This is a genomic window from Paracoccus sp. UBA5162 (genome assembly GCF_002413585.1).
Classification (GTDB): domain Bacteria; phylum Pseudomonadota; class Alphaproteobacteria; order Rhodobacterales; family Rhodobacteraceae; genus Paracoccus.
This window is the reverse complement of sequence record NZ_DHXG01000026.1, coordinates 14,903-34,699: the sequence shown is the minus strand read 5'-3', so window position 1 is coordinate 34,699 and position 19,797 is coordinate 14,903. Positions and strand designations below refer to the sequence as shown.

Here is a 19,797-nt window from a genome sequence, read left to right as displayed (position 1 = left end):
CCTCGGCCGGAACCGAGGCACGAAGGCCAGACCAAGGCGCGCGTCCCGCCATCCTTCCGCTGCCATCAGGGGGATGGCGGGGCGACGTCCGCCTATTCGGCCTCGTCGGCGGGCTTGGCGTTCAATTGGCCGAAATTCTGCGCGCCAATGGTGTCATGCAGTTCGATCTGGGTTTCCAGATAGTCGATATGGCCTTCCTCGTCGGCGATCAGTTCCTCGAACAGGACCTTGCTGACGTAATCGCCGACCTTCTCGCAATGATCACGGGCCTCGATATACAGGGTCCGCGCGTCATGTTCGGCGGCGAGGTCGCTTTCCATCGTTTCCTTCAGGTTCTGCCCGATCCGCAGCGGATCCAGCTTTTGCAGGTTCGGATGGCCTTCGAGAAAGATGATCCGCTGGACCAGCCGGTCGGCATGATGCATTTCCTCGATCGATTCGGCCCGCGACTTGTCCGCGATCCGTCCATAACCCCAATCTTCTTGCAGCCGGTAATGCAGCCAATACTGGCTGACGGCCGTCAGTTCAGACCGGAGTGCGGCGTTGAGATACTCGATGACCTTGGCGTCGCCCTTCATGACCGGAATCCTCCTTCTTGTCCGTGTTCACCCGCAGGATCGGCGGGGCGACGCCCAGACTATCGCAGCGGCGCATGGTGTCCAGAAACAGCTTCATGCAGCCGCCGCAATCGGGGCGCTGGCCCAGTGCGTGATAGACCTTGCCCGGGGTGATGATCGTTTGCGGATCGGCGGCACGCATCCAGTCGATGGCGGCGCGAATCTGATGATCGGTGATCTGGGTGCAATGGCAGACGATCATGGAAAACTCCTGGATGAGCGAAACCTAGTGAATTTGTCGGGCATGTAAAGCCCGCCTTTTTCGCCCGCTCATCACGGCATGGCGAGCGGCCTGCGCGCGATGCTTGACCCGCGGCCCCGTCAGGCGCAGAAGCCCGGCCATGAAACTGTCCGATTTCGATTTCGAACTGCCCGAGGGGCTGATCGCTACGCGGCCGGCCCGCCCGCGCAGCGCGGCGCGACTGTTGCTGGCCGAGGACGGGACCATCGCGGATCGTGTTGTCAGCGATCTGCCCGCGATCCTGCGACCCGGCGACCTGCTGGTGCTGAACGACACCAGGGTCATCCCCGCGCGCCTGACCGGCAGCCGCGAACGCGATTCGGCGCAGGGGGCCGTCAGCGCCAGGATCGAGATCACGCTGCTGGAACCGGCCGCCGATGGCTGGCGCGCGCTGGCCAAACCGCTGCGCAAGTTGCGCGAGGGCGAGGTGATCCGTTTCGGACCACAGCTTTCGGCCGAGGTCGCGGCGATCGGGCAGGGCGAATTGCAGTTGCGGTTCGATGCCACGGGCGAGGCATTCGACGCTGCGCTGGCGCAGGTCGGCGCGATGCCGCTGCCGCCCTATATCGCCAGCCTGCGCGCACCCGACAGCCAGGACCGGCAGGATTACCAGACGGTCTGGGCCGCGCGGCGGGGTGCCGTCGCCGCGCCCACGGCCAGCCTGCATTTCGATGAGGCGCTGCTGGCCGCCCTGGACGCCAGCGGCGTGGAATTCGTCCACGTCACGTTGCATGTCGGCGCGGGCACCTTTCTGCCCGTCAAGGTCGAGGACGTGACGACGCACCGGATGCACGCCGAATGGGGCGAGGTCACGCCGGACGCGGCGGCGGCAATCAACCGCGCCAGGTCCGGGGGCCGGCGCGTCATCGCCGTCGGCACCACGGCGCTGCGACTGATCGAAACGGCCGCCGCCGGAGACGGCCGGATCGCCCCGTTCGAGGGCATGACCGACATCTTCATCTATCCCGGTTATCACTTCCAGGTGACAGATGGGCTGATGACCAATTTTCACCTGCCCAAATCGACCCTGCTGATGCTGGTTTCCGCCCTGATGGGGCCCGAAAAGATCAAGCAAATCTATACACATGCGGTATCGCAGCGGTATCGTTTCTTCAGCTACGGCGATGCGTCGCTCCTGATTCCCTGACGTCGCTTTCCGGCTGGCATCGCCGGGCACACGGGATTAGGGCGGGCGATCTGATGAAACGGGTCTTCCGGACCCCTGGCGACACCCTGACGAAACGAGACGAGACATGACTTCGGTGATGCGCAGCACCTGGCCCCTGCTTCTGGGGATGCTTCTTCTGATGATCGGCAACGGGATGCAGGGCACGCTTCTGGGGATCCGTGGCGGCATCGAGGGGATTCCCACCTTCCAGATGTCCGTTGTCATGTCCGGCTATTTCGGCGGCTTCCTGCTGGGCAGCCTGGTCGTGCCCGGCGTGATCAAGAATGTCGGCCATGTCCGTGTCTTCGCGGCCCTCGGATCACTGATCTCGGCAGCGGTGGTGCTGTATTCGATCCAGCCGGACTGGATCGTCTGGACGCTTCTGCGGGTCATGGTGGGGTTCTGCTTCTGCGGGGTCTATATCACCGCCGAAAGCTGGCTGAACGCAAGTTCGACCAACGAGAACCGGGGACAGGCGCTGGCGGCCTACATGATCACCCAGCTTCTGGGGATCGTGATCGCGCAGGGGCTGCTGAATATCGGCGATCCGGCGGGATACCTGCTGTTCATCATCCCGTCTGTCCTGGTTTCGCTGGCCTTCACGCCGATCCTGCTGACTGCCCGGCCCGCCCCCAACTTCGAGACGATCAAGCGCATGTCCTTTGCCCGGCTCTACGATGCCTCGCCGTTGGGCTGCGTGGGCGTGTTCCTGATGGGCGGGGTCTTCTCGGCGCTTGCGGGCATGTCGTCGGTCTGGGGCGCGTCGATCGGGCTGTCGGTCGCACAGATATCGCTGTTCGTGGCGGCGATCTATTCGGGCGGGCTGGTGCTGCAGTATCCGCTTGGCTGGGTGTCGGACCGCTGGGACCGGCGCCGGCTGGTGCTGATCCTGTCGGCCGTGGGCGCGCTGACGACGCTGGTCGTGGTGGTGGTGCAGCCCGGTACGCTGGGGCTGGTGGTCGCGGGGGCGATCATGGGCGGCGTGGCGAACCCGATCTACGCGGTTCTGCTGGCCTATACCAACGACTATCTCGATCAGTCGGACATGGCCGCGGCATCGGCGGGGCTGCTGTTCATCTATGGCGTCGGATCCTTTGGCGGCCCGCTGATCACCGGCTGGATGATGGCGCAGATGGGACCGTCGGGGTTCTGGGCCTATATGGGCGTGCTGATGCTGGCGCTGGCGATCTATGCGGGGTGGCGGATGACCCGGCGCCGGGCGCTGACCCCGGACGAACAGGGCAACTACGCCGTCATCACCCCCGGCAACACGCAGCTTGTGGTGGGGGCGGCCCTGGACGATGCGCAATCCTCCGGCCAGGCCGACGCGCAGGACGCGCCGCCCCCCGCCGCCTGAGATCGGGGCCGATGCTTGCCGCTGCCGGGGGATTGGTTTAACGCTGAACCATCTTGACCGAGCGGGGGGAACCAATGGCCCAGAATTTCGACATGGTGGTGATCGGTGCGGGGCCTGGCGGCTATGTCGCGGCGATCCGGGGCGCGCAACTGGGGCTGAAGGTGGCCTGTATCGAACGCGAGCATCTGGGCGGCATCTGCCTGAACTGGGGCTGCATCCCGACCAAGGCCCTGTTGCGCAGCGCCGAGGTCTTTCACCTGATGGAACGCGCCAAGGATTTCGGTCTCAGCGCCGAAGGGATCGGCTATGACCTGAACAAGGTCGTCGATCGTTCGCGCGGGGTGGCCAAGCAATTGTCGGGCGGTATCGGGCATCTGTTCAAGAAGAACAAGGTCACAACCATCATGGGCGAGGCCAGGCTGGCCGGCAAAGGCAAGGTGACGGTCAAGACCGACAAGGGCAGCGAAGAGGTCACGGCCCGGTCGATCATCATCGCGACCGGCGCGCGGGCCCGCGAATTGCCGGGGCTGGAACCGGATGGCAAGCTGGTCTGGAACTACAAGCACGCATTGAAGCCGCCGCATATGCCGAAAAAGCTGCTGGTCATCGGATCGGGCGCCATCGGCATCGAATTTGCCAGCTTCTTCAACACGCTGGGGGCTGATACCACCGTGGTCGAGGTGATGGACCGCGTTTTGCCGGTCGAGGATTCCGAGGTCTCCGCCTTTGCCAGGAAAGCCTTCGAAAAGCAGGGCATGACCATCATGGAAAAGGCGACGGTCACGAAACTGGACAGGGCCAAGGACAAGGTCACCGCCCATATCGAGAAGGACGGCAAGACCAAGACGATCGATTTCGACACGGTGATTTCCGCCGTCGGCATTGTCGGCAATGTCGAGGGGCTGGGCCTGGAAGAGGCCGGCGTCAAGGTCGATCGCAGCCATATCGTGACCGACGAATATTGCCGCACGGGCGTCGATGGCCTGTTTGCCATCGGCGACGTGGCGGGGGCGCCCTGGCTGGCGCACAAGGCCAGCCACGAAGGCGTCATGGTCGCCGAACTGGTCGCGGGCGGCCATCCGCACCCGATCAAGCCGAACTCGGTCGCCGGCTGCACCTATTGCCAGCCGCAGGTCGCATCCGTCGGGCTGACCGAGGCCAGGGCCAAGGAACAGGGCCATGAGGTCAAGGTGGGCAAGTTCCCCTTCATCGGCAACGGCAAGGCGATCGCCCTGGGCGAGGCCGAGGGTTTTGTCAAGACCGTCTTCGACGCCAAGACCGGCGAGCTTCTGGGCGCGCACATGATCGGCGCCGAAGTCACGGAACTGATCCAGGGCTATATCGTCGGGCGCCAGCTTGAGACGACCGAGGCCGAACTGATGGAATCCATTTTCCCGCACCCGACGCTGTCAGAGATGATGCATGAATCGGTGCTGGACGCCTATGGCCGGGCGATCCATTTCTGAACGGCGTCACGACACAAATCCCTTGGGGATTCAGGCTTCGTTCACCAATTGCCGGCTGTTCTTGACGTGCCGCTGTGCCAACTTGCGGCCTTCGCGGCCGTTCAGCAGGCGTCGCGCGCCGGTGGATCGGAAACCCGGATCGGACAGATGCGGAAACAGGGCGAGGATTTCGCGCCGCGCCGCGCCGCTGACGGCTTTCAGCGCCTCGGGGCCGGTATAGAGGCTTTCGGTCCAGGCGCCGTTGGACCGGACCACCTCGTGATCGTCGAACAGCATGTGATGATAGCTGACACCAAGCGCGGGATTGACGATCTCGATCCCCGGCAGGCCCAGAAGGTGTTTGGCGGCCACCAGGATTTCGTCCTCGCCGAACATGCGCCGGGCGATGACCGATCGCACCAGAACCCGATGCTGCGGCGACACCCGCAGATCGCGCGAGGGAAAGCCGGGCGCCAGCGCATCCGCGCGGATCAGGATCGGCCGCAGATGGGGTTGCAGATCCAGCCGGCCGCGGCCCAGCAGCGTCGATCCGATCCAGCGCAAGACCCGAAAGCCGTTGTCGCGCGTCAGCACCATGTCGCCGGCCGACAGCGTTTCGATCGCCTGCGCGCCGAACATCGTCTCGATCATCGTTCCGGCGGTAAAGCAGATTGCCGCCTGGGGGGCGTAGGCGACGCTGGCATATCCGTTGCCGAACCCCTTCTCCGAGACATAGGAGAAGGTCGCATTGACATCGAATTTGGGAAATGTCGTCTTCCCCGTGCTGGCATCGGTCACCGGCAGGGGCGTGATCAGGATGGCCTTGCGGCCCCCGACCATGTTGCCGAAACTTCCCCGCGTTCCATTGATGAAGGGAAAGTTGGCCAGGAAGCGGTTGCCGTCTGCATCCTTGATGATCGAGCCGCGAAACACCGACAGCCGGTTGCCTGCGGCGACAAGGTCGGGACCGAACGCGGTATCGGAGACGAGAAATTGTTCCAGGTCGGTCGAATAGCGCGGCACCTCGAAATTGGGATCATCGTCGAGAACGGCGACAGTGCTGACACGCGCCCCCGACATCGTGAACGAGTTTTGCCTGTACCAGGGCTCGAACACCGTGTTGGTGCTGCTGCCGATGGGCGGCGGCGAGTCCAGCGTCACCATCGTGATCTTGTATTCGCTCAGTTCCGCCATCCGCCCCCCGCCACCGTGCCTGTCCTGTTCCCGGACGTTCCGGCCGCGGGTGATCGGCCCGCGCTTTTTCGCGGTTTACCGGCAGATGGTTAAAGAAGGGTTAACGCGATCGTGACAAAGGCCGGTCGGTTCCGGGCCGGCCCGATCCATGCACGGTCGGTGCATTCTCGCCGCCGTTCGGCGCCGCTCCGGTGCCGCGTTCGCGATAGGGGGTGCTGCCATATTGCGCGCGGTAGCATTTGGAGAAATGCGACGGGCTGGAAAAGCCCGAAGCCAGCGCCACTTCGATGATCGACATCTCGGTCTGCATCAGCAGGTTCCGGGCGCGGGCCAGCCGCGTCTCCATGTAATACCGCTTGGGACTGCGGTTCAGATAACGGCGAAACAGGCGTTCCAGCTGCCGAGTGGACATGCCGGCATCGCGGGCCAGGGTGGCCGGACTGATCGGATCTTCCAGATTGCCCTCCATCCGCGCGATCACGGCGGCCAGTCGGGGATGGCGAACGCCGATCCGCGTCGGGATCGACAGGCGCTGACGGTCCTGATCGGTGCGGATCGCGGTGTGCAGCATCTGGTCGGCCACCTCGGCCGCCAGCGCGTCGCCATGCCATTCCGCAATCAGATGCAGCATCAGGTCGATGGACGAGGTGCCGCCCGCCGCCGTCAGCCGGTTGCCATCATGCACGAAAACCGAACGGTAGAGATCGACCTCGGGGAAAGCCTCGGCCAGACCGTCGTGGTTTTCCCAGTGGATCGTGGCCTTGCGGCCGTCCAGCAGACCGGCCTCGGCCAGAACCCAGGCGCCGGTGCAGACCGCGCCGATCCCGGCGCCGCTGCGGGCCTGCTTGCGCAGCCAGTTCAGCACCGGTTTCGTCGCCACGCGCGCGATCCCGATGCCGCCGCACAGGATCACCACGTCGTCGCGCCCGAAGGCGATCTCGGCGTCCAGCCCGCCATCCAGTTCCACGCGGGCCCCGTTGGAGCAGACGGCGACATCCCCTCCGGGCCCGATCAGGCGCCATTCGAACAGCGTTTTTCCGGCGGCCCGATTCGCCAGCCGCAAGGGTTCGATCGCGGCGGCGAAAGGCAGCATCGTGAAACGGTCGAGCAGCAGGAAGGTGAAACGGCGTGGCTTGTCGGCGGACATCGGACTGGCTTTGTTGTCGATGAGGCACATCAGCAGGGATTTCGCGCCGCCGCAAGGGGCGGTTGCCGCGTCCGCAAGGCTTCGCCACCCTTTCCCTTGACGCGGTTCGGCCCTATACCGGCCCGACCATTTTTTCAAGGAGTGCGCGCCATGACGCAGGAGACCCGCAAGACCGCCGCCCGGAACTGGGACAAGGCCGGCTGGCGTGCCTATCCGCGCGTCCAGATGCCGGACTACACCGATGCCGCCGCGTTGCAGATGGTCGAGGCGCAGTTGCGCCGATATCCGCCGCTGGTCTTTGCGGGCGAGGCGCGGCGCCTGCGCGAGCAACTGGCCGAGGTCGCAGCGGGCCGCGCCTTTCTGTTGCAGGGCGGCGATTGCGCGGAAAGCTTCGCCGAATTCAGCGCCGACAACATCCGCGACACCTTCAAGGTTCTGCTGCAGATGGCCGTCGTGCTGACCTGGGGCGCGCAATTGCCGGTCGTCAAGGTCGGCCGCATGGCCGGGCAATTCGCCAAGCCGCGCAGCGCGCCGACCGAGACCGCGAACGGGGTCGAACTGCCCAGCTATCGCGGCGACATCGTCAACGGCTTCGACTTTACCCCCGAGGCGCGGATTCCCGACCCGCAGCGGATGCTGGCCGCCTATACGCAGGCGGCGGCGTCGCTGAACCTGCTGCGCGCCTTCTCGACCGGCGGCTATGCCGACATGCACCGGGTCCAAAGCTGGATCGCCGATTTCGTCGGCGGCCCCGAGGCCGCGAAATACCGCGACATCGCCGATCGCATCCGGGACGCCATGGCCTTCATGCAGGCGGCGGGTGTCAATTCCGACACGGCGCATCAATTGTCCAAGGTCGATTTCTATACCAGCCACGAGGGTCTGCTGCTGGAATACGAAGAGGCGCTGGCCCGGATCGACACGACGACCGGACTGCCGGTCGCCGGTTCGGGCCACATGATCTGGATCGGCGACCGCACGCGGCAGCCCGATGGCGCGCATGTGGAATTCTGTCGCGGCGTTCAGAACCCGATCGGCCTGAAATGCGGCCCGACGACCACGCCCGACGATCTGAAGGTGCTGATGGAAAAGCTGAACCCCGACAACGAGGCCGGCCGGTTGACCCTGATCGCACGCTTCGGCGCCGGCAAGGTCGGCGATCATCTGCCGCGCCTGATCAGGACGGTGCAGGAAGAAGGCGCCAATGTCGTCTGGTCCTGCGACCCGATGCACGGCAACGTCATCAAGTCCTCGTCGGGCTACAAGACCCGGGCCTTCGATTCGATCCTGCGCGAGGTGCGCGAATTCTTCGGCATTCACAAGGCCGAGGGCACGATCCCCGGCGGCGTGCATTTCGAGATGACCGGCAAGGACGTGACCGAATGCACCGGCGGTGTCCGCGCCGTCACCGACGAGGATCTGTCGGACCGTTATCACACCGCCTGCGATCCACGCCTGAATGCCAGCCAGTCGCTGGAACTGGCATTTCTGGTGGCCGAGGAACTGCGCAACCGGCGCGAGACGGCCGCGCCCGGGAAGGACGTGAAGGCAGGCTGAACACGGCCCCCGCGCCCGGAGGACAGTCGCCGCACGCCCGGCGGCTGTCGTCGTTCCGGACCGTGGCGATGTCTGTCCATCCGCCTTTCGGGCGGAGCGAAGGCAGGCCTAGCCCGAGATGATCTCGAACCTTTCCACATCGACCATGCCGCGATCGGTGATCTTCAGTGCCGGGATCACCGGCAGGGCCAGAAAGGCCAGTTGCAGGAACGGCTCTTCCAGCGTCACACCCAGCGATTTCGCCGCCTTCCGCAATCGGGCCAGCCGGTCGCGCACCGTCTCGAAGGGCTGAAGGCTCATCAGCCCGGCGACCGGCAGCGGCAATTCGGCCAGAACCTCGCCCTCGGCCGCAACCACCAGACCGCCCTCGATCTGCGACAGCCGGTTTGCCGCCAGCGCCATGTCGGCATAATCCGCGCCGACGACCGCGATATTGTGGTGATCGTGGCAGACGGTCGAGGCGATGGCCCCGCGCGCCATGCCGAAGCCCCTGACGAAGCCGGTGGCAATGTTGCCGTTCCTGCCATGCCGCTCGATCACCGCGATCCGGATCAGATCGCGCGCGGGGTCGGGCCGCTTGTCGCCATCCTTCGGTGCGATCTCATCGTGCAGATGGCGGGTGATGATCTTGCCTTCGATGATTCCGATCACGTCGGTTTCGGCCCGGTTGCCGCTGGACCGGAAATCACGAGCCTCGACCTTCGGGGCCTTGACCGAGTTTCGGCCGACGGGCGGCACGTCGCCACGTGCGGCAAATGCCGCATCGTCCACGACCCGGCCGCCACACAGGACCAGCGCCGCGTGACAACCTTCCAGCGAATCCAGCGCCACGATATCGGCCCGCCGCCCCGGCGCGATCAGCCCGCGATCCTTCAGCCCGAAGGCCTCGGCCGCCGACAGCGAGGCCGCGCGATAGGCGGCCAGCGGCGACGTGCCCATCTGGATCAGCCGCCGGATCATGTAGTCCAGGTGACCATGCTCGCCGATATCCAGCGGGTTGCGATCGTCGGTGCACAGGCACAGATAGGCGCTGGTCGTCTCGGTCAGGACCGGCTGCAGGGCTTCCAGATCCTTGCTGACCGAACCCTCGCGGATCAGCACGCGCATCCCCTTGCGCAGCTTTTCCAGCGCCTCCCCGGCGGTTGTCGCCTCGTGTTCCGTGCGGATGCCGGCGGCGATATAGGCGTTCAGATCGCGGCCCGAAAGCTGCGGGCAATGGCCGTCGACATGGCCGCCCGCGAACAGGCGCAGCTTGTCCATCGCGGCAGGGTCGCGGTGGATCACGCCGGGATAATTCATGAACTCGGCCAGCCCGATCCCCGAGGGATGTCCCATCAGCGGTGCCAGGTCGGCGGCCTCGATCCGCGCGCCCGAGGTCTCCATCTCGGTCGACGGCACGCAGGAGGACAGTTGCACCCGCAGATCCATCAGCAGATGCAGGCTGGCCTGCTGAAAATAGCGGATACCGTCCAGGCCGATCACGTTGGCGATCTCGTGCGGGTCGCAGATCGCGGTGGTGATGCCGCGCGGTGTCACGCAGCGGTCGAACTCGAACGGCGTGACAAGGCTGGATTCGACATGCAGATGGGTGTCGATGAAGCCCGGAACCAGCGTCAGCCCGGTCACGTCGATCACCGCGCGCGCCTCGTATCGCGCACCGATGCCCACGATCGTTTCGCCGCAGATCGCCACGTCGCCGTCGATCATGCTGCCGGTGACCAGATCGAAGACCTGCCCGCCGCGCAGGACCAGATCGGCCGGTTCATCCCCGCGCGCCTGTGCGATCCGCTGTTCCAACCCGTCCATGCCGTCCTCCGTCGCGTCCTTGCAGGCGGCCACAGAACCCCATCGCCCGGCCAAGGTCCAGAGCCGGGGCCACTTGCCGCGCGGGCCAGCCTGTGTTTGCCTTCACTCCGGCGGATGAGGAGGCCACGAATGACTTTGACGGCAGGGACTTTCCGCGACCATTTCAGGGCCGGCGGCAAGGCAATCAACGGCTGGTGCGGCATCCCGTCGCCGGTCACGGCCGAAATCCATGCGCATGCGGGCTATGATCTGCTGACCATCGACATGCAACACGGGCTGGTCGGCTATGCCGACATGCTGGCGATGTTGCAGGCGATGTCTGCCAGCCCGGCGCCGAAATTCGTGCGCATCCCGTGGAACGAACCCGGCATCGCGATGAAGGCGCTGGATGCCGGGGCCGACGGAATCATCTGCCCGATGATCAACAGCGCCGACGAGGCGCGCGCGCTGGTCCGGGCCGCGCGCTATGCGCCGCTGGGCGCGCGCAGCTACGGGCCGGTGCGGGCCGGCGCCCTGCATGTCGACTACGTCGCCCGCTCGGCCGATCTGGTGCAGGTCTTTGCCATGATCGAGACGCGCGAGGCGCTGCGAAACCGCCACGAGATCATGGCGGTCGAGGGGCTCAGCGGGGTCTATGTCGGCCCCGCCGATCTGGGCTTGTCGCTGGGCTACGCCCCCACGCTGAACCCCGAGGCGGTCGAGGTGCTGCAGGCAATCGGCGATGTTCTGGCGGCGGCGCGGCAGGCGGGATTGCTGGCCGGCGTGCATTGCGGCGATGGCGCGATGGTGCGCGCGATGCTGGGACAGGGATTCGATTTTGCCTCGCTGGCCACCGATACCGGGCTGTTCACGCGCGCGCTCGGCGCCGCGCTGGCCGAAGCGCGGGGATAGGGCGCGGTTTTGCGCCGCCGGCGCGCGGGACGCGCGCGCCCCGCCCAGCGGCAGCGACCGGGGCAGGATCTTCCTGTCCCGCCCCCGTCATTGTCAGGGGGTCCAGCGCAGGAAATTCGCGATCAGGCGCAGACCGACGCCTTGCGATTTTTCGGGATGAAACTGTGTGCCGACGATGTTGTCGCGGCCCACCACCGCCGTGACCGCGCCGCCGTAATCGACATGGGCCAGCAGATGCGCCCGATCCGCTACCCGGAACTGCCAGGAATGGACGAAATAGGCATGATCGCCCGTGCCGATACCTTCCAGGACAGGATGGGGGCGGTCGATGACCAGATCGTTCCAACCCATATGCGGCACCTTGAGGCCCGGCGCGTCGATCCGCGCCACTTCGCCGCCGATCCAGTCCAGCCCGGCCGTCGGGCGGTATTCGTATCCCGTCGTCGCCAGCATCTGCATTCCGACGCAGATGCCGATGAAAGGCACGCCGCGATTCAAGACCGCCTCGCGCAGGGCCTCGGCCATTCCATCGACCTCACCCAGGGCCGCGCGGCAGGCGGGAAAGGCGCCGTCGCCCGGCAGCACGATCCGGTCGGCGCGTGCCGCGATACCCGGATCGGACGTCACAACGATCTCGGCCCCGACGCTCCGGCCCATCTTCTGGAACGCCTTTTCGGCCGAATGCAGGTTGCCGCTGTCGTAATCGATCAGCGCCACACGCATCACAGCGCACCCTTGGTCGAGGGCAGGGCGCCGGACATGCGCGGGTCGGGTTCGACCGCCTCGCGCAGCGCGCGGGCGACCGCCTTGAAGGCGGCCTCGGCGATGTGATGGGAATTGATCCCGTCCAGGCGCGCGAGATTCAGGCTGATTCCGCCATGGGTGGCCAGCGCCTGGAAGAATTCGCGCACCAGTTCGGTATCGAAGCCGCCGATCCTTGCCGACGGGAAATCGACGTTCCAGACCAGATAGGGCCGCCCCGACAAATCCAGCGCGGCGCGGACCAGCGCATCATCCATCGCCAGGAGGAAGTTGCCGTAGCGGCGGATGCCGGTCTTGTCGCCCAGAGCCTTGGTCAGCGCCTGACCGATGGCGATGCCGGTATCCTCGATCGTGTGGTGGTCGTCGACATGCAGATCGCCCGTCGCCCGGATCGTCATGTCGATCAGGGAATGGCGCGACAACTGGTCCAGCATGTGATCGAAAAAACCCACGCCGGTCCGGTTGTCATAGGTTCCGGTGCCGTCCAGGTCGATCGCCACCTCGATCCGGGTCTCGGCAGTGTTGCGGGTGATGGTCGCCTTGCGCATGGAATTTCCTTTCACGACGCGGGCCTTATAGGGCGGCGCGGCGGATCAGCCAAGATGGACCTGTCCTTCGGGATAGCGCACGCGGGGCGTCGTGCGCGTCGCCAGGAAAAAGCCCAGTGTCAGTGGCCCGACCCGGCCCAGGAACATCACCGTGATGATGATGATCCGGCCGAAGGGGTTCAGTTCCGAAGTGTAGCCGCGCGACAGGCCGGTGGTGCCGAAGGCCGAGGCGACCTCGAAGCTGATGTCGAGAAAATAGCCGTCGTGGCTGGCCATCATCAGAAACACCGCCGTGAAGATCAGCACCGAGGCGATGGCGATCAGCGCCATCACCTTCAGCACCTCGTCAAGCCCGATGGACCGCCCGAAGGCCCAGATCTCGGTCCGGCGGCGGAAGAAGGCCAGGGTCGCCAGCAACATCACCACGATGGTCGTGACCTTCAGCCCGCCCCCGGTCGAGGTCGGGCCGGCGCCGATGATCATCAGCGCCATGTAGAGCAACGAGGTCGAATCGTGTAGCCCACCGATATCGACGGTGTTGAAGCCGGCCGTGCGGGGCGTCACGCCCTGGAACCAGGCCACCGTCATCCGCGCGACCGGGCCGTCATATTGCGCCAGCGTCAGCGGATTGTTCCATTCCAGGATCGCCGTCAGCCCCACCCCGATCACGATCAGCGCCGCCGTTCCCACCAGCATCAGCCGCGTATGCAGGGTCCAGCCATACCAGAAGCGCCGGTTCCAGACATCCGACACGACCACATAGCCGATCCCGCCCAGAATGAAGAGGCCGGGGATGACGATGTTGACCAGCGGATCGGTCGCATAGCGGACCAGGCCCTCGGAAAAGGTCGAGAAACCGGCATTGTTGAAGGCCGAGACGGAATGGAAGACCGCGTCCCACAGGCCGGGACCAAGCCCCTCGCGGGGCATGAAGCTGAGCGACAGCAGCATCGCGCCCGCGATCTCGGCCATCAGCGCCACGCGGAAGATGGTAAAGACCAGTTGCGTCAGGCGGACATAGGACGTCTGGTTCAGATCCTCGCGCAGATAGGTGTGGTGCGTGATGCGCAGCGGCAGGCCAAGCGCGGACCAGACCAGCACGGCGAAGGTCATCAGCCCCAGCCCGCCAAGCTGGATCAGCACCGCAACGACCACCTGCCCCCAGAAGGTCAGATCGAGTTCGGTGTCGATCACCGAAAGACCCGTCACCGTCACCGCCGAGGTCGAGGTGAAGATCGCATCCGAAAAGCTGATCGCCCGCGTGGTCGTGAAGGGCAGCATCAGCGCCAGCCCGCCGGCAAGGATCAGCGACAGGTACAGGACCGCCAGCACGGCCGGCGGCGGCGTGCGCGACAACCAGCCCCGGAACGCGGCCAGCGGATGCGTCCGCACGCTCAAATCCGGTCGCCGAACCGGGTCAGATCGACGCGCTTGCCCAGCAGCAGCAGGCGGTCATTCGTGTTCAGCACCGGATCGGCCTTGCCGCGCAGGTCGATATATTCGGTTCCGCGCATCATCCCAAGCGCGGTGATCCCCTCGCCGATGTTCAGTTCGGACAGTGTCTTGCCCTTCAGTCGCTCGGGAAGCATCAGGTTCACGACCGAAAAGCCGTTACCAAGCGCGACGTAATCCTGCACCGCCGGATTGTTCAGCATCTGTGCGGTGTGGCGGCCCATCTCCAGTTCCGGCAGAACCACGCGGTCGGCGCCGATCTTGGACAGGATGCGATGGTGGGTGCGGTTTTCGGCCTTGGCCCAGACCGAGCCGACGCCGATCAGGCGCAGGTTCATCGCCGCGATCACGTTGCTTTCCAGATCGTTGCCGATCGAGACCAGCGCCACGTCGTAGCGGTCCACCCCGGCCTCGCGCAGCGCGCCCTCGTCGGTGGCGTCGAGGATCACCGCATTCGACAATTGCTCGGCCAGGGCCGCGACCCGACGCTGGTTCTTGTCCACGCCCAGAACGCGGTTGCCGAACCGCGCCAGTTCGGATGCAACCACGCTGCCGAAGGAGCCGAGGCCGACGACGACAAAGCTGCGATTCTGCTTGCCCATGGACCCTCCGGAGGACCGAGTCGAGACGGCGGCGATACTGCTCATGCAGGACGGCCGGGGTCAAGCCGGGCCACCGCAGCCGCTTCTTGCACCCGCCGGGATCACGCCTGGCAAGGGCGCGACCGGCCAGCCCGATCCGGTTCCCAGACCGAGCCGCGTGTTTTCGCGGACGGATTCCGCATTGGCGCCGGCGGACAAAGCGGCCGATGTCGCAACCCGCGTTGCCCGGGTCGCATTTGTCCGCCACTTTCGCGCCCCTTGTGGCCATTCTGAAGAGAATGTGACAGAAACCCGGTTCCACGCGCGGATTTCCGCCAGTCACGGCTGATCCGCCGCCCCGATCCAATCATAACGAGAAAGGGACGCATGACAGATTCGACACAGCCCAAGGGGCAGAAGAACGTCAAGGGCCGGCCCGGCGACGAACGCCGCGAACGCGAGGCGCTGAAAGGCCGCTTCGAGCCCGATCCCGAACCCGATATCGAGGCGATACCCGCGCCCGAGGGCCCCACCCAGGTGATCCAGACGGATTACGAGATCGGCCAGCACAATATCGAGGGCAAGAAACCCTTTCCCTTCGATGTTCACAACCCGGTCTTCATGATCTCGGCCGTCACCATCGTGCTGTTCACGCTGGTGACGATGCTGTTTCCCACTCAGCTCGAACCCGTGTTCCTGCAGATGCGCGACGGGTTGACCAGCAATCTCGACTGGTTCTTCCTGCTGTCGGGCAATGTCTTCGTGCTGCTGTGCCTGGGGCTGATCCTGTCGCCGCTGGGGACGATCCGTCTTGGCGGACCCGACGCGACGCCGGATTTCAGCCTGTCGGGCTGGTTCGCGATGCTGTTCGCGGCCGGGATGGGGATCGGGCTGATGTTCTATGGCGTCAGCGAACCGATCAGCCATTATCAGACCGCGCTTGGCGGGGTCACGATGGAAGGCGGCGTGCGCACCGACTGGGCGCCCCTGGGCGGCGCGCAGGGCAACGAGATGGAGGCCCGGCGCCTGGGCATGGCCGCGACCATCTTCCACTGGGGTCTGCATCCCTGGGCGATCTATGCGATCGTGGCGCTTGCGCTGGCCCTGTTCGCCTATAACAAGGGTCTGCCGCTGACCATGCGGTCGATCTTCTATCCGCTTCTGGGCGAACGTGTCTGGGGATGGCCGGGACATGTCATCGACGTTCTGGCGGTTTTTGCCACGATCTTCGGTCTGGCAACCTCGCTGGGCTTCGGGGCGGAACAGGCGACGGCGGGCCTGAACTTCCTGTTCGGTATCTCGAACTCGAACACGACCAAGATCATCCTGATCGTCTGCATCACCGGAATCGCGACGATGTCGGTCGTGCTGGGTGTCGAGAAGGGCGTCAAGCGGCTGTCCGAGATCAACATGGTGCTGGCCTTGGTCCTGCTGCTGTTCATCATCTTCTTCGGCCCCACGATCGAGATCTTCCGCGGCTTTTTCGGCAACCTGGGCGCCTATGCGCGGGAACTGGTGCCGCTGTCGAACCCGTTCGGGCGCAGCGACGACAACTTCCGTCAGGGCTGGACCGCTTTCTACTGGGCCTGGTGGATCAGCTGGTCGCCCTTCGTCGGCATGTTCATCGCCCGCGTCAGCCGTGGCCGGACGGTGCGTCAGTTCCTGATCGCGGTGCTGATCGTGCCCTCGGTCATCTCGATCCTGTGGATGACCGCCCTGGGCGGCACCGCCATCACCATGACCGTGGGCGGGTTCGAGGGTATCGCCGATGCGGCGCTGGAGCTGAAGCTGTTCCAGATGCTGGGACAATTGCCGCTGACCTCGATCACCAGCTTCGTGGGCATCATCCTGGTGATCGTGTTCTTCGTGACCTCGTCGGACTCGGGCAGCCTGGTCATCGACACGATCGCGGCCGGTGGCAAGGTGAACGCGCCGATCCCGCAGCGCATCTTCTGGTGCAGCTTCGAGGGTCTGGTGGCGATCGCGCTGCTGCTGGGCGGCGGCCTGACCGCCTTGCAGGCCATGGCCGTCTCGACCGGGCTTCCCTTCACCATCATCCTGCTGATCGCCTGCTGGTCGATCGTGAAGGGTCTGATTGCCGAACGGCGAGAACTTGCCTGAACAGGCGGCGTCAATCACAGTGGCGGGCGGGGTTTTCCCCGCCCGTTCTTGTTTTATGGTCCGCGCGGTGCCAAAACCGTTGCTGACGCCACCGAAGGACCGACGCCGATGAGCGAAATTTCCGTCAGCGAACGCCGCCTCAGCGCCGCGCTGGACCGCATCGACCAGATCCTCGAAGCCGGCACCGGCCGAGGCGCGCAATCCCCGGCCACGCAGTCCGATCAGGACCAGGCGCTGGCCGCCGCGCAGGCCGAGGCCGACCGTCTGGCGCAGGAACTGGCCGCTCTGCGTGCCGATCGCGGCGGCCCGCTGGAGGCGGCATTGGCCGAGGCGCGGGCCCGGCTGGACGGCGCCGGCCAGCAGGCGGCTCGCCTGGCCGCCGCGAACGAGGAACTGACCGCTGCCAACCGCGCGCTGATCGACGCCGCCGGGCAGGGTGACGCAGATCCCGCGATTCGGCGCGCGCTGGAGGCCGAGATCGAATCCCTTCGCGCCGCGCGCGAGGCCGAATTGTCGCAGATGGGCGATATCATGGTCGAACTGGAACGCCTGCTGGCCGAGGATCAGGTGCCCGCCGCACCGGGACAGATTGTCGATCCGACGCTGGAAGCCGCGGGGGACGAAGCCGGCGTGCCCGAGGCGACCGAAGCCCGGCAGACCGGAAAAGACGGCCTGCCCAGCGATCACGACGAACGGTCCGGGAATGGCGGGGTCGCGGATGACGATGGCTTTCAGGAGGGAAACAGGTAATGGCCGAGGTCGCATTCACCATCGGGCACAAGGAATACAGCCAGGTCGCCCAGGACGGCGAAGAGCGGCTGCTGCAACGTGCGGCCTCGGTCCTCGATGCCGAGGCGCAGCAGATCCTGGAACAGACGGGCCGGATGCCCGAGCCGCGCCTGCTGCTGCTGGCCGGGCTGATGTTGGCGGATCGTTTCGCGGTGATGGAGGAGCGCGCCGAAAAGGCCGAACGCCATCTGAACCGGCTGCAATCGAACCCGGCCCGTGTCGAGGTGCCGGTGATCCCCTCGGATTTGAAAGAGGCCATGGCCGAGCTGGCCGCCCGCGCCGAATCGCTGGCCGAGAAGCTGGAGGAACAGCAGGGGTCTTAACGCTTTGTTAACCCGGCGATGCGACAAGCGGTCATGCGCTGCTTGCTTTTGCTTCTACTGCTGTCGGCCTGCGCCACCTCGTCGCCCGGAATGATGGGCGGAACGCGGCAGGCGGTGAGGGTGGAAGGACTGGATTTCGTCGTCTTTCGCAAGGGCGACCGTGTGGAAATCGTCCGCATGGGATACCTGTCCCGCCCCCAGCGGGACAGGGTGCCCGCCCTGATGGCCGAGGCCGGGGAACGGGTCACGGGCTGCCGCGTGCTGGCAGACAGCATCAGGACCCGTTTGCCTGGCGACACGGGGGTGGCCCAATTCGATCTGGTCTGCTGAGGCGGCGCGAACAGGCGCGGACCGCTCTTGTCGGTCGGCAGGCCGAACCCTGACCCGAGATTCAGGCCACGGCCTGCGCCATTCCGTTCGTCCCGCAAAGCGCGTGCATCGTGACATGTCGGCAGCGGCGGCGGACATCATCCCACGGGATCGAAGCGTTCGTGAAACATTCGTCCGGAGCGATCGTCCCCGGAAGTCAGGCGCGTCATGGGACGCGCCGTCTCGCGCCCCGTATGGACTGCCGCTTGCGCCCGCGCTGAAAAGGACGATCGGCCCCTCTTTATCCGGCAGGACGGAATCGCCGGTCGGAGCGCCTGTCTCGATCAAGTCGCCTCTGCCGTGAGGAAGGGGGTGCGCTTGCGCGAAGGCAAAGCAGGCTGCAAGGCAATCGCCGGCCAAACAAGCCGCACAACACCCCTTGCCGCCAAGCTGAAACAGTTCACCGGTCGTTGTGGGAAGGCGGGGGGGCGGATGTCCGGTCTGGCGGTGATTTCGCCGGGTCCATCTCTGATCGACGACATGCCGAGAGAACCGCAATGGCAAGCAAGGCGTTCGATATATCGGACGAGGACATCACACCCTGTTTCGGCCTGTAGCCGGATCCCGCTTCGGCGCGAAGCAATCGGGCAGAGAAGAGGCGCCCGATGTCCTGCAAATGAAAGAAAAGAGGACCCCATGGACCCGAGCGAGAAGCAAGCCGCCCATCGCGGCGAAAAAAACACCGATTTTTCCGATCTGCGCGCCGTGTTCTTCAACTGCACCCTGAAGCATCCCGACCAGGCGTCCCATACCTCATTGTTGATGGGCAGCTCGGCCAGGATCATGCGCAAGAGCGGCGTCGCCGTCGACGAGATCCGCATGACCGCGCACGATATTGCCTTTGGCGTGCAACCCGACATGCGCGAGCATGGATGGGACCGCGACGACTGGCCCGACCTGTGGCCCAAGGTGAAGGCCGCAGACATCCTTGTCGTCGGCACGCCGATCTGGCTGGGCGAGCAATCTTCGGTCTGCCGGCTGCTGATCGAGCGTCTCTATGCCATGTCGGGGATGTTGAACGACAAGGGCCAGTCCATCTTCTACGGCAAGACCGGCGGTGTCGTGGTCACCGGCAACGAGGACGGGATCAAGCATGTGGCGATGAACGTGCTCTATTCCCTGTCGCATCTGGGTTACGCGATTCCGCCGCAGGCCGATTGCGGATGGATCGGCGAGGCGGGCCCAGGCCCGAGCTATGGCGATGATGGCGCCGGGCTCGACAACGAGTTCACGCAGCGCAATACCACGATCATGACCTGGAACCTGCTGCACATGGCGCGGATGCTGAAGGATGCTGGCGGCATCCCCAGCCACGGCAACGACCGGAAAGCGTGGTCGGCCGGGTGCCGGTTCGACTATGAAAAACCCCAGCCCGGCTAGCCGGCCGCCCGATTGCGCAGGATCAGGCCGGCACCCGGCTTGCCGGCCT

At 65.4% G+C, this 19,797-nt stretch carries 19 protein-coding genes; 10 read left to right on the top strand and 9 right to left on the bottom strand.

All coding sequences use genetic code 11. The features are described 5' to 3' along the window. Positions 1–92: 92 nt before the first annotated feature. Together bfr and B4A72_RS03535 are read right to left on the bottom strand one after the other, a co-directional pair. Positions 93–578, bottom strand: coding sequence for a bacterioferritin (bfr, locus tag B4A72_RS03540; protein ID WP_292953622.1), 486 nt, complete (start codon positions 576–578; stop codon positions 93–95). Further along, positions 526–819, bottom strand: a complete 294-nt coding sequence (locus B4A72_RS03535) for a (2Fe-2S)-binding protein (protein ID WP_292953625.1) — start codon at positions 817–819, stop codon at positions 526–528. Before B4A72_RS03535 ends, bfr begins: the two co-directional genes overlap by 53 nt. 139 nt (positions 820–958) lie before the next feature. On the opposite strand from B4A72_RS03535, the gene queA reads away from it, so the two are divergent. The 3 genes from queA (at position 959) to lpdA (ending at position 4,849) form a co-directional block, all read left to right on the top strand. Then, positions 959–2,005, top strand: coding sequence for a tRNA preQ1(34) S-adenosylmethionine ribosyltransferase-isomerase QueA (queA, locus tag B4A72_RS03530; RefSeq protein ID WP_292978098.1), 1,047 nt, complete (start codon positions 959–961; stop codon positions 2,003–2,005). Positions 2,006–2,111: 106 nt separating this feature from the next. Beyond that, positions 2,112–3,383 (top strand): MFS transporter, encoded by a 1,272-nt coding sequence (locus B4A72_RS03525; protein ID WP_292953630.1) that lies wholly within the window; start codon positions 2,112–2,114, stop codon positions 3,381–3,383. Positions 3,384–3,457: 74 nt separating this feature from the next. Beyond that, entirely contained in the window at positions 3,458–4,849 is a 1,392-nt protein-coding gene (lpdA, locus tag B4A72_RS03520; protein WP_292978097.1) for a dihydrolipoyl dehydrogenase, read from the top strand. Between the two features lie 30 nt (positions 4,850–4,879). Here lpdA and B4A72_RS03515 read toward each other — a convergent pair whose 3' ends face one another. Beyond that, positions 4,880–6,022 carry a Hint domain-containing protein gene (locus B4A72_RS03515; RefSeq protein WP_292978096.1) on the bottom strand — a complete coding sequence of 381 codons (1,143 nt, stop codon included), beginning with the start codon at positions 6,020–6,022 and terminating at the stop codon, positions 4,880–4,882. Positions 6,023–6,122: 100 nt separating this feature from the next. Next, positions 6,123–7,169: a GlxA family transcriptional regulator gene (locus B4A72_RS03510; protein WP_292953639.1), complete on the bottom strand. Its 1,047-nt coding sequence runs from the start codon at positions 7,167–7,169 to the stop codon at positions 6,123–6,125. A 150-nt stretch (positions 7,170–7,319) separates the two neighbouring features. On the opposite strand from B4A72_RS03510, the gene B4A72_RS03505 reads away from it, so the two are divergent. Further along, positions 7,320–8,726, top strand: coding sequence for a class II 3-deoxy-7-phosphoheptulonate synthase (locus tag B4A72_RS03505; RefSeq protein WP_292953642.1), 1,407 nt, complete (start codon positions 7,320–7,322; stop codon positions 8,724–8,726). 108 nt (positions 8,727–8,834) lie between these two features. On the opposite strand, the gene ade is transcribed toward B4A72_RS03505, so the two are convergent. Continuing rightward, complete coding sequence (gene ade, locus B4A72_RS03500) at positions 8,835–10,532, bottom strand: adenine deaminase (RefSeq protein ID WP_292953644.1); 1,698 nt, start codon at positions 10,530–10,532, stop codon at positions 8,835–8,837. Between the two features lie 129 nt (positions 10,533–10,661). On the opposite strand from ade, the gene B4A72_RS03495 reads away from it, so the two are divergent. Further along, positions 10,662–11,423 carry an HpcH/HpaI aldolase family protein gene (locus B4A72_RS03495; RefSeq protein WP_292978095.1) on the top strand — a complete coding sequence of 254 codons (762 nt, stop codon included), beginning with the start codon at positions 10,662–10,664 and terminating at the stop codon, positions 11,421–11,423. 93 nt (positions 11,424–11,516) lie between these two features. Here B4A72_RS03495 and hisH read toward each other — a convergent pair whose 3' ends face one another. The 4 genes from hisH to B4A72_RS03475 are packed head-to-tail and all read right to left on the bottom strand — an operon-like array spanning position 11,517 to position 14,787. Continuing rightward, positions 11,517–12,146: an imidazole glycerol phosphate synthase subunit HisH gene (gene hisH, locus B4A72_RS03490; protein WP_292953649.1), complete on the bottom strand. Its 630-nt coding sequence runs from the start codon at positions 12,144–12,146 to the stop codon at positions 11,517–11,519. Beyond that, on the bottom strand, positions 12,146–12,733 hold the full coding sequence (gene hisB, locus B4A72_RS03485; RefSeq protein ID WP_292953652.1) for an imidazoleglycerol-phosphate dehydratase HisB: 588 nt from the start codon (positions 12,731–12,733) through the stop codon (positions 12,146–12,148). Before hisB ends, hisH begins: the two co-directional genes overlap by 1 nt. 45 nt (positions 12,734–12,778) lie before the next feature. Further along, the gene (locus B4A72_RS03480) at positions 12,779–14,125 is read right to left on the bottom strand and encodes a TrkH family potassium uptake protein (protein WP_292953655.1); all 1,347 of its coding nucleotides are present in this window, start codon (positions 14,123–14,125) and stop codon (positions 12,779–12,781) included. Between the two features lie 2 nt (positions 14,126–14,127). Further along, the gene (locus B4A72_RS03475; RefSeq protein WP_292953704.1) at positions 14,128–14,787 is read right to left on the bottom strand and encodes a potassium channel family protein; all 660 of its coding nucleotides are present in this window, start codon (positions 14,785–14,787) and stop codon (positions 14,128–14,130) included. A gap of 366 nt (positions 14,788–15,153) precedes the next feature. Between B4A72_RS03475 and B4A72_RS03470 the strand changes: the two genes are divergently transcribed. From B4A72_RS03470 to B4A72_RS03450, 5 genes are all read left to right on the top strand, one after another. Continuing rightward, positions 15,154–16,887, top strand: a complete 1,734-nt coding sequence (locus tag B4A72_RS03470; protein WP_292953658.1) for a BCCT family transporter — start codon at positions 15,154–15,156, stop codon at positions 16,885–16,887. A gap of 108 nt (positions 16,888–16,995) precedes the next feature. Continuing rightward, positions 16,996–17,637, top strand: coding sequence for a hypothetical protein (locus B4A72_RS03465; RefSeq protein WP_292978094.1), 642 nt, complete (start codon positions 16,996–16,998; stop codon positions 17,635–17,637). Then, complete coding sequence (zapA, locus tag B4A72_RS03460; RefSeq protein ID WP_292953664.1) at positions 17,637–17,999, top strand: cell division protein ZapA; 363 nt, start codon at positions 17,637–17,639, stop codon at positions 17,997–17,999. The genes B4A72_RS03465 and zapA overlap by 1 nt, the downstream gene beginning before the upstream one ends. A 33-nt stretch (positions 18,000–18,032) precedes the next feature. Beyond that, the gene (locus tag B4A72_RS03455) at positions 18,033–18,329 is read left to right on the top strand and encodes a hypothetical protein (RefSeq protein WP_292978093.1); all 297 of its coding nucleotides are present in this window, start codon (positions 18,033–18,035) and stop codon (positions 18,327–18,329) included. Between the two features lie 357 nt (positions 18,330–18,686). Continuing rightward, positions 18,687–19,748 carry a flavodoxin family protein gene (locus B4A72_RS03450; RefSeq protein WP_349678614.1) on the top strand — a complete coding sequence of 354 codons (1,062 nt, stop codon included), beginning with the start codon at positions 18,687–18,689 and terminating at the stop codon, positions 19,746–19,748. Positions 19,749–19,797: the final 49 nt, after the last annotated feature.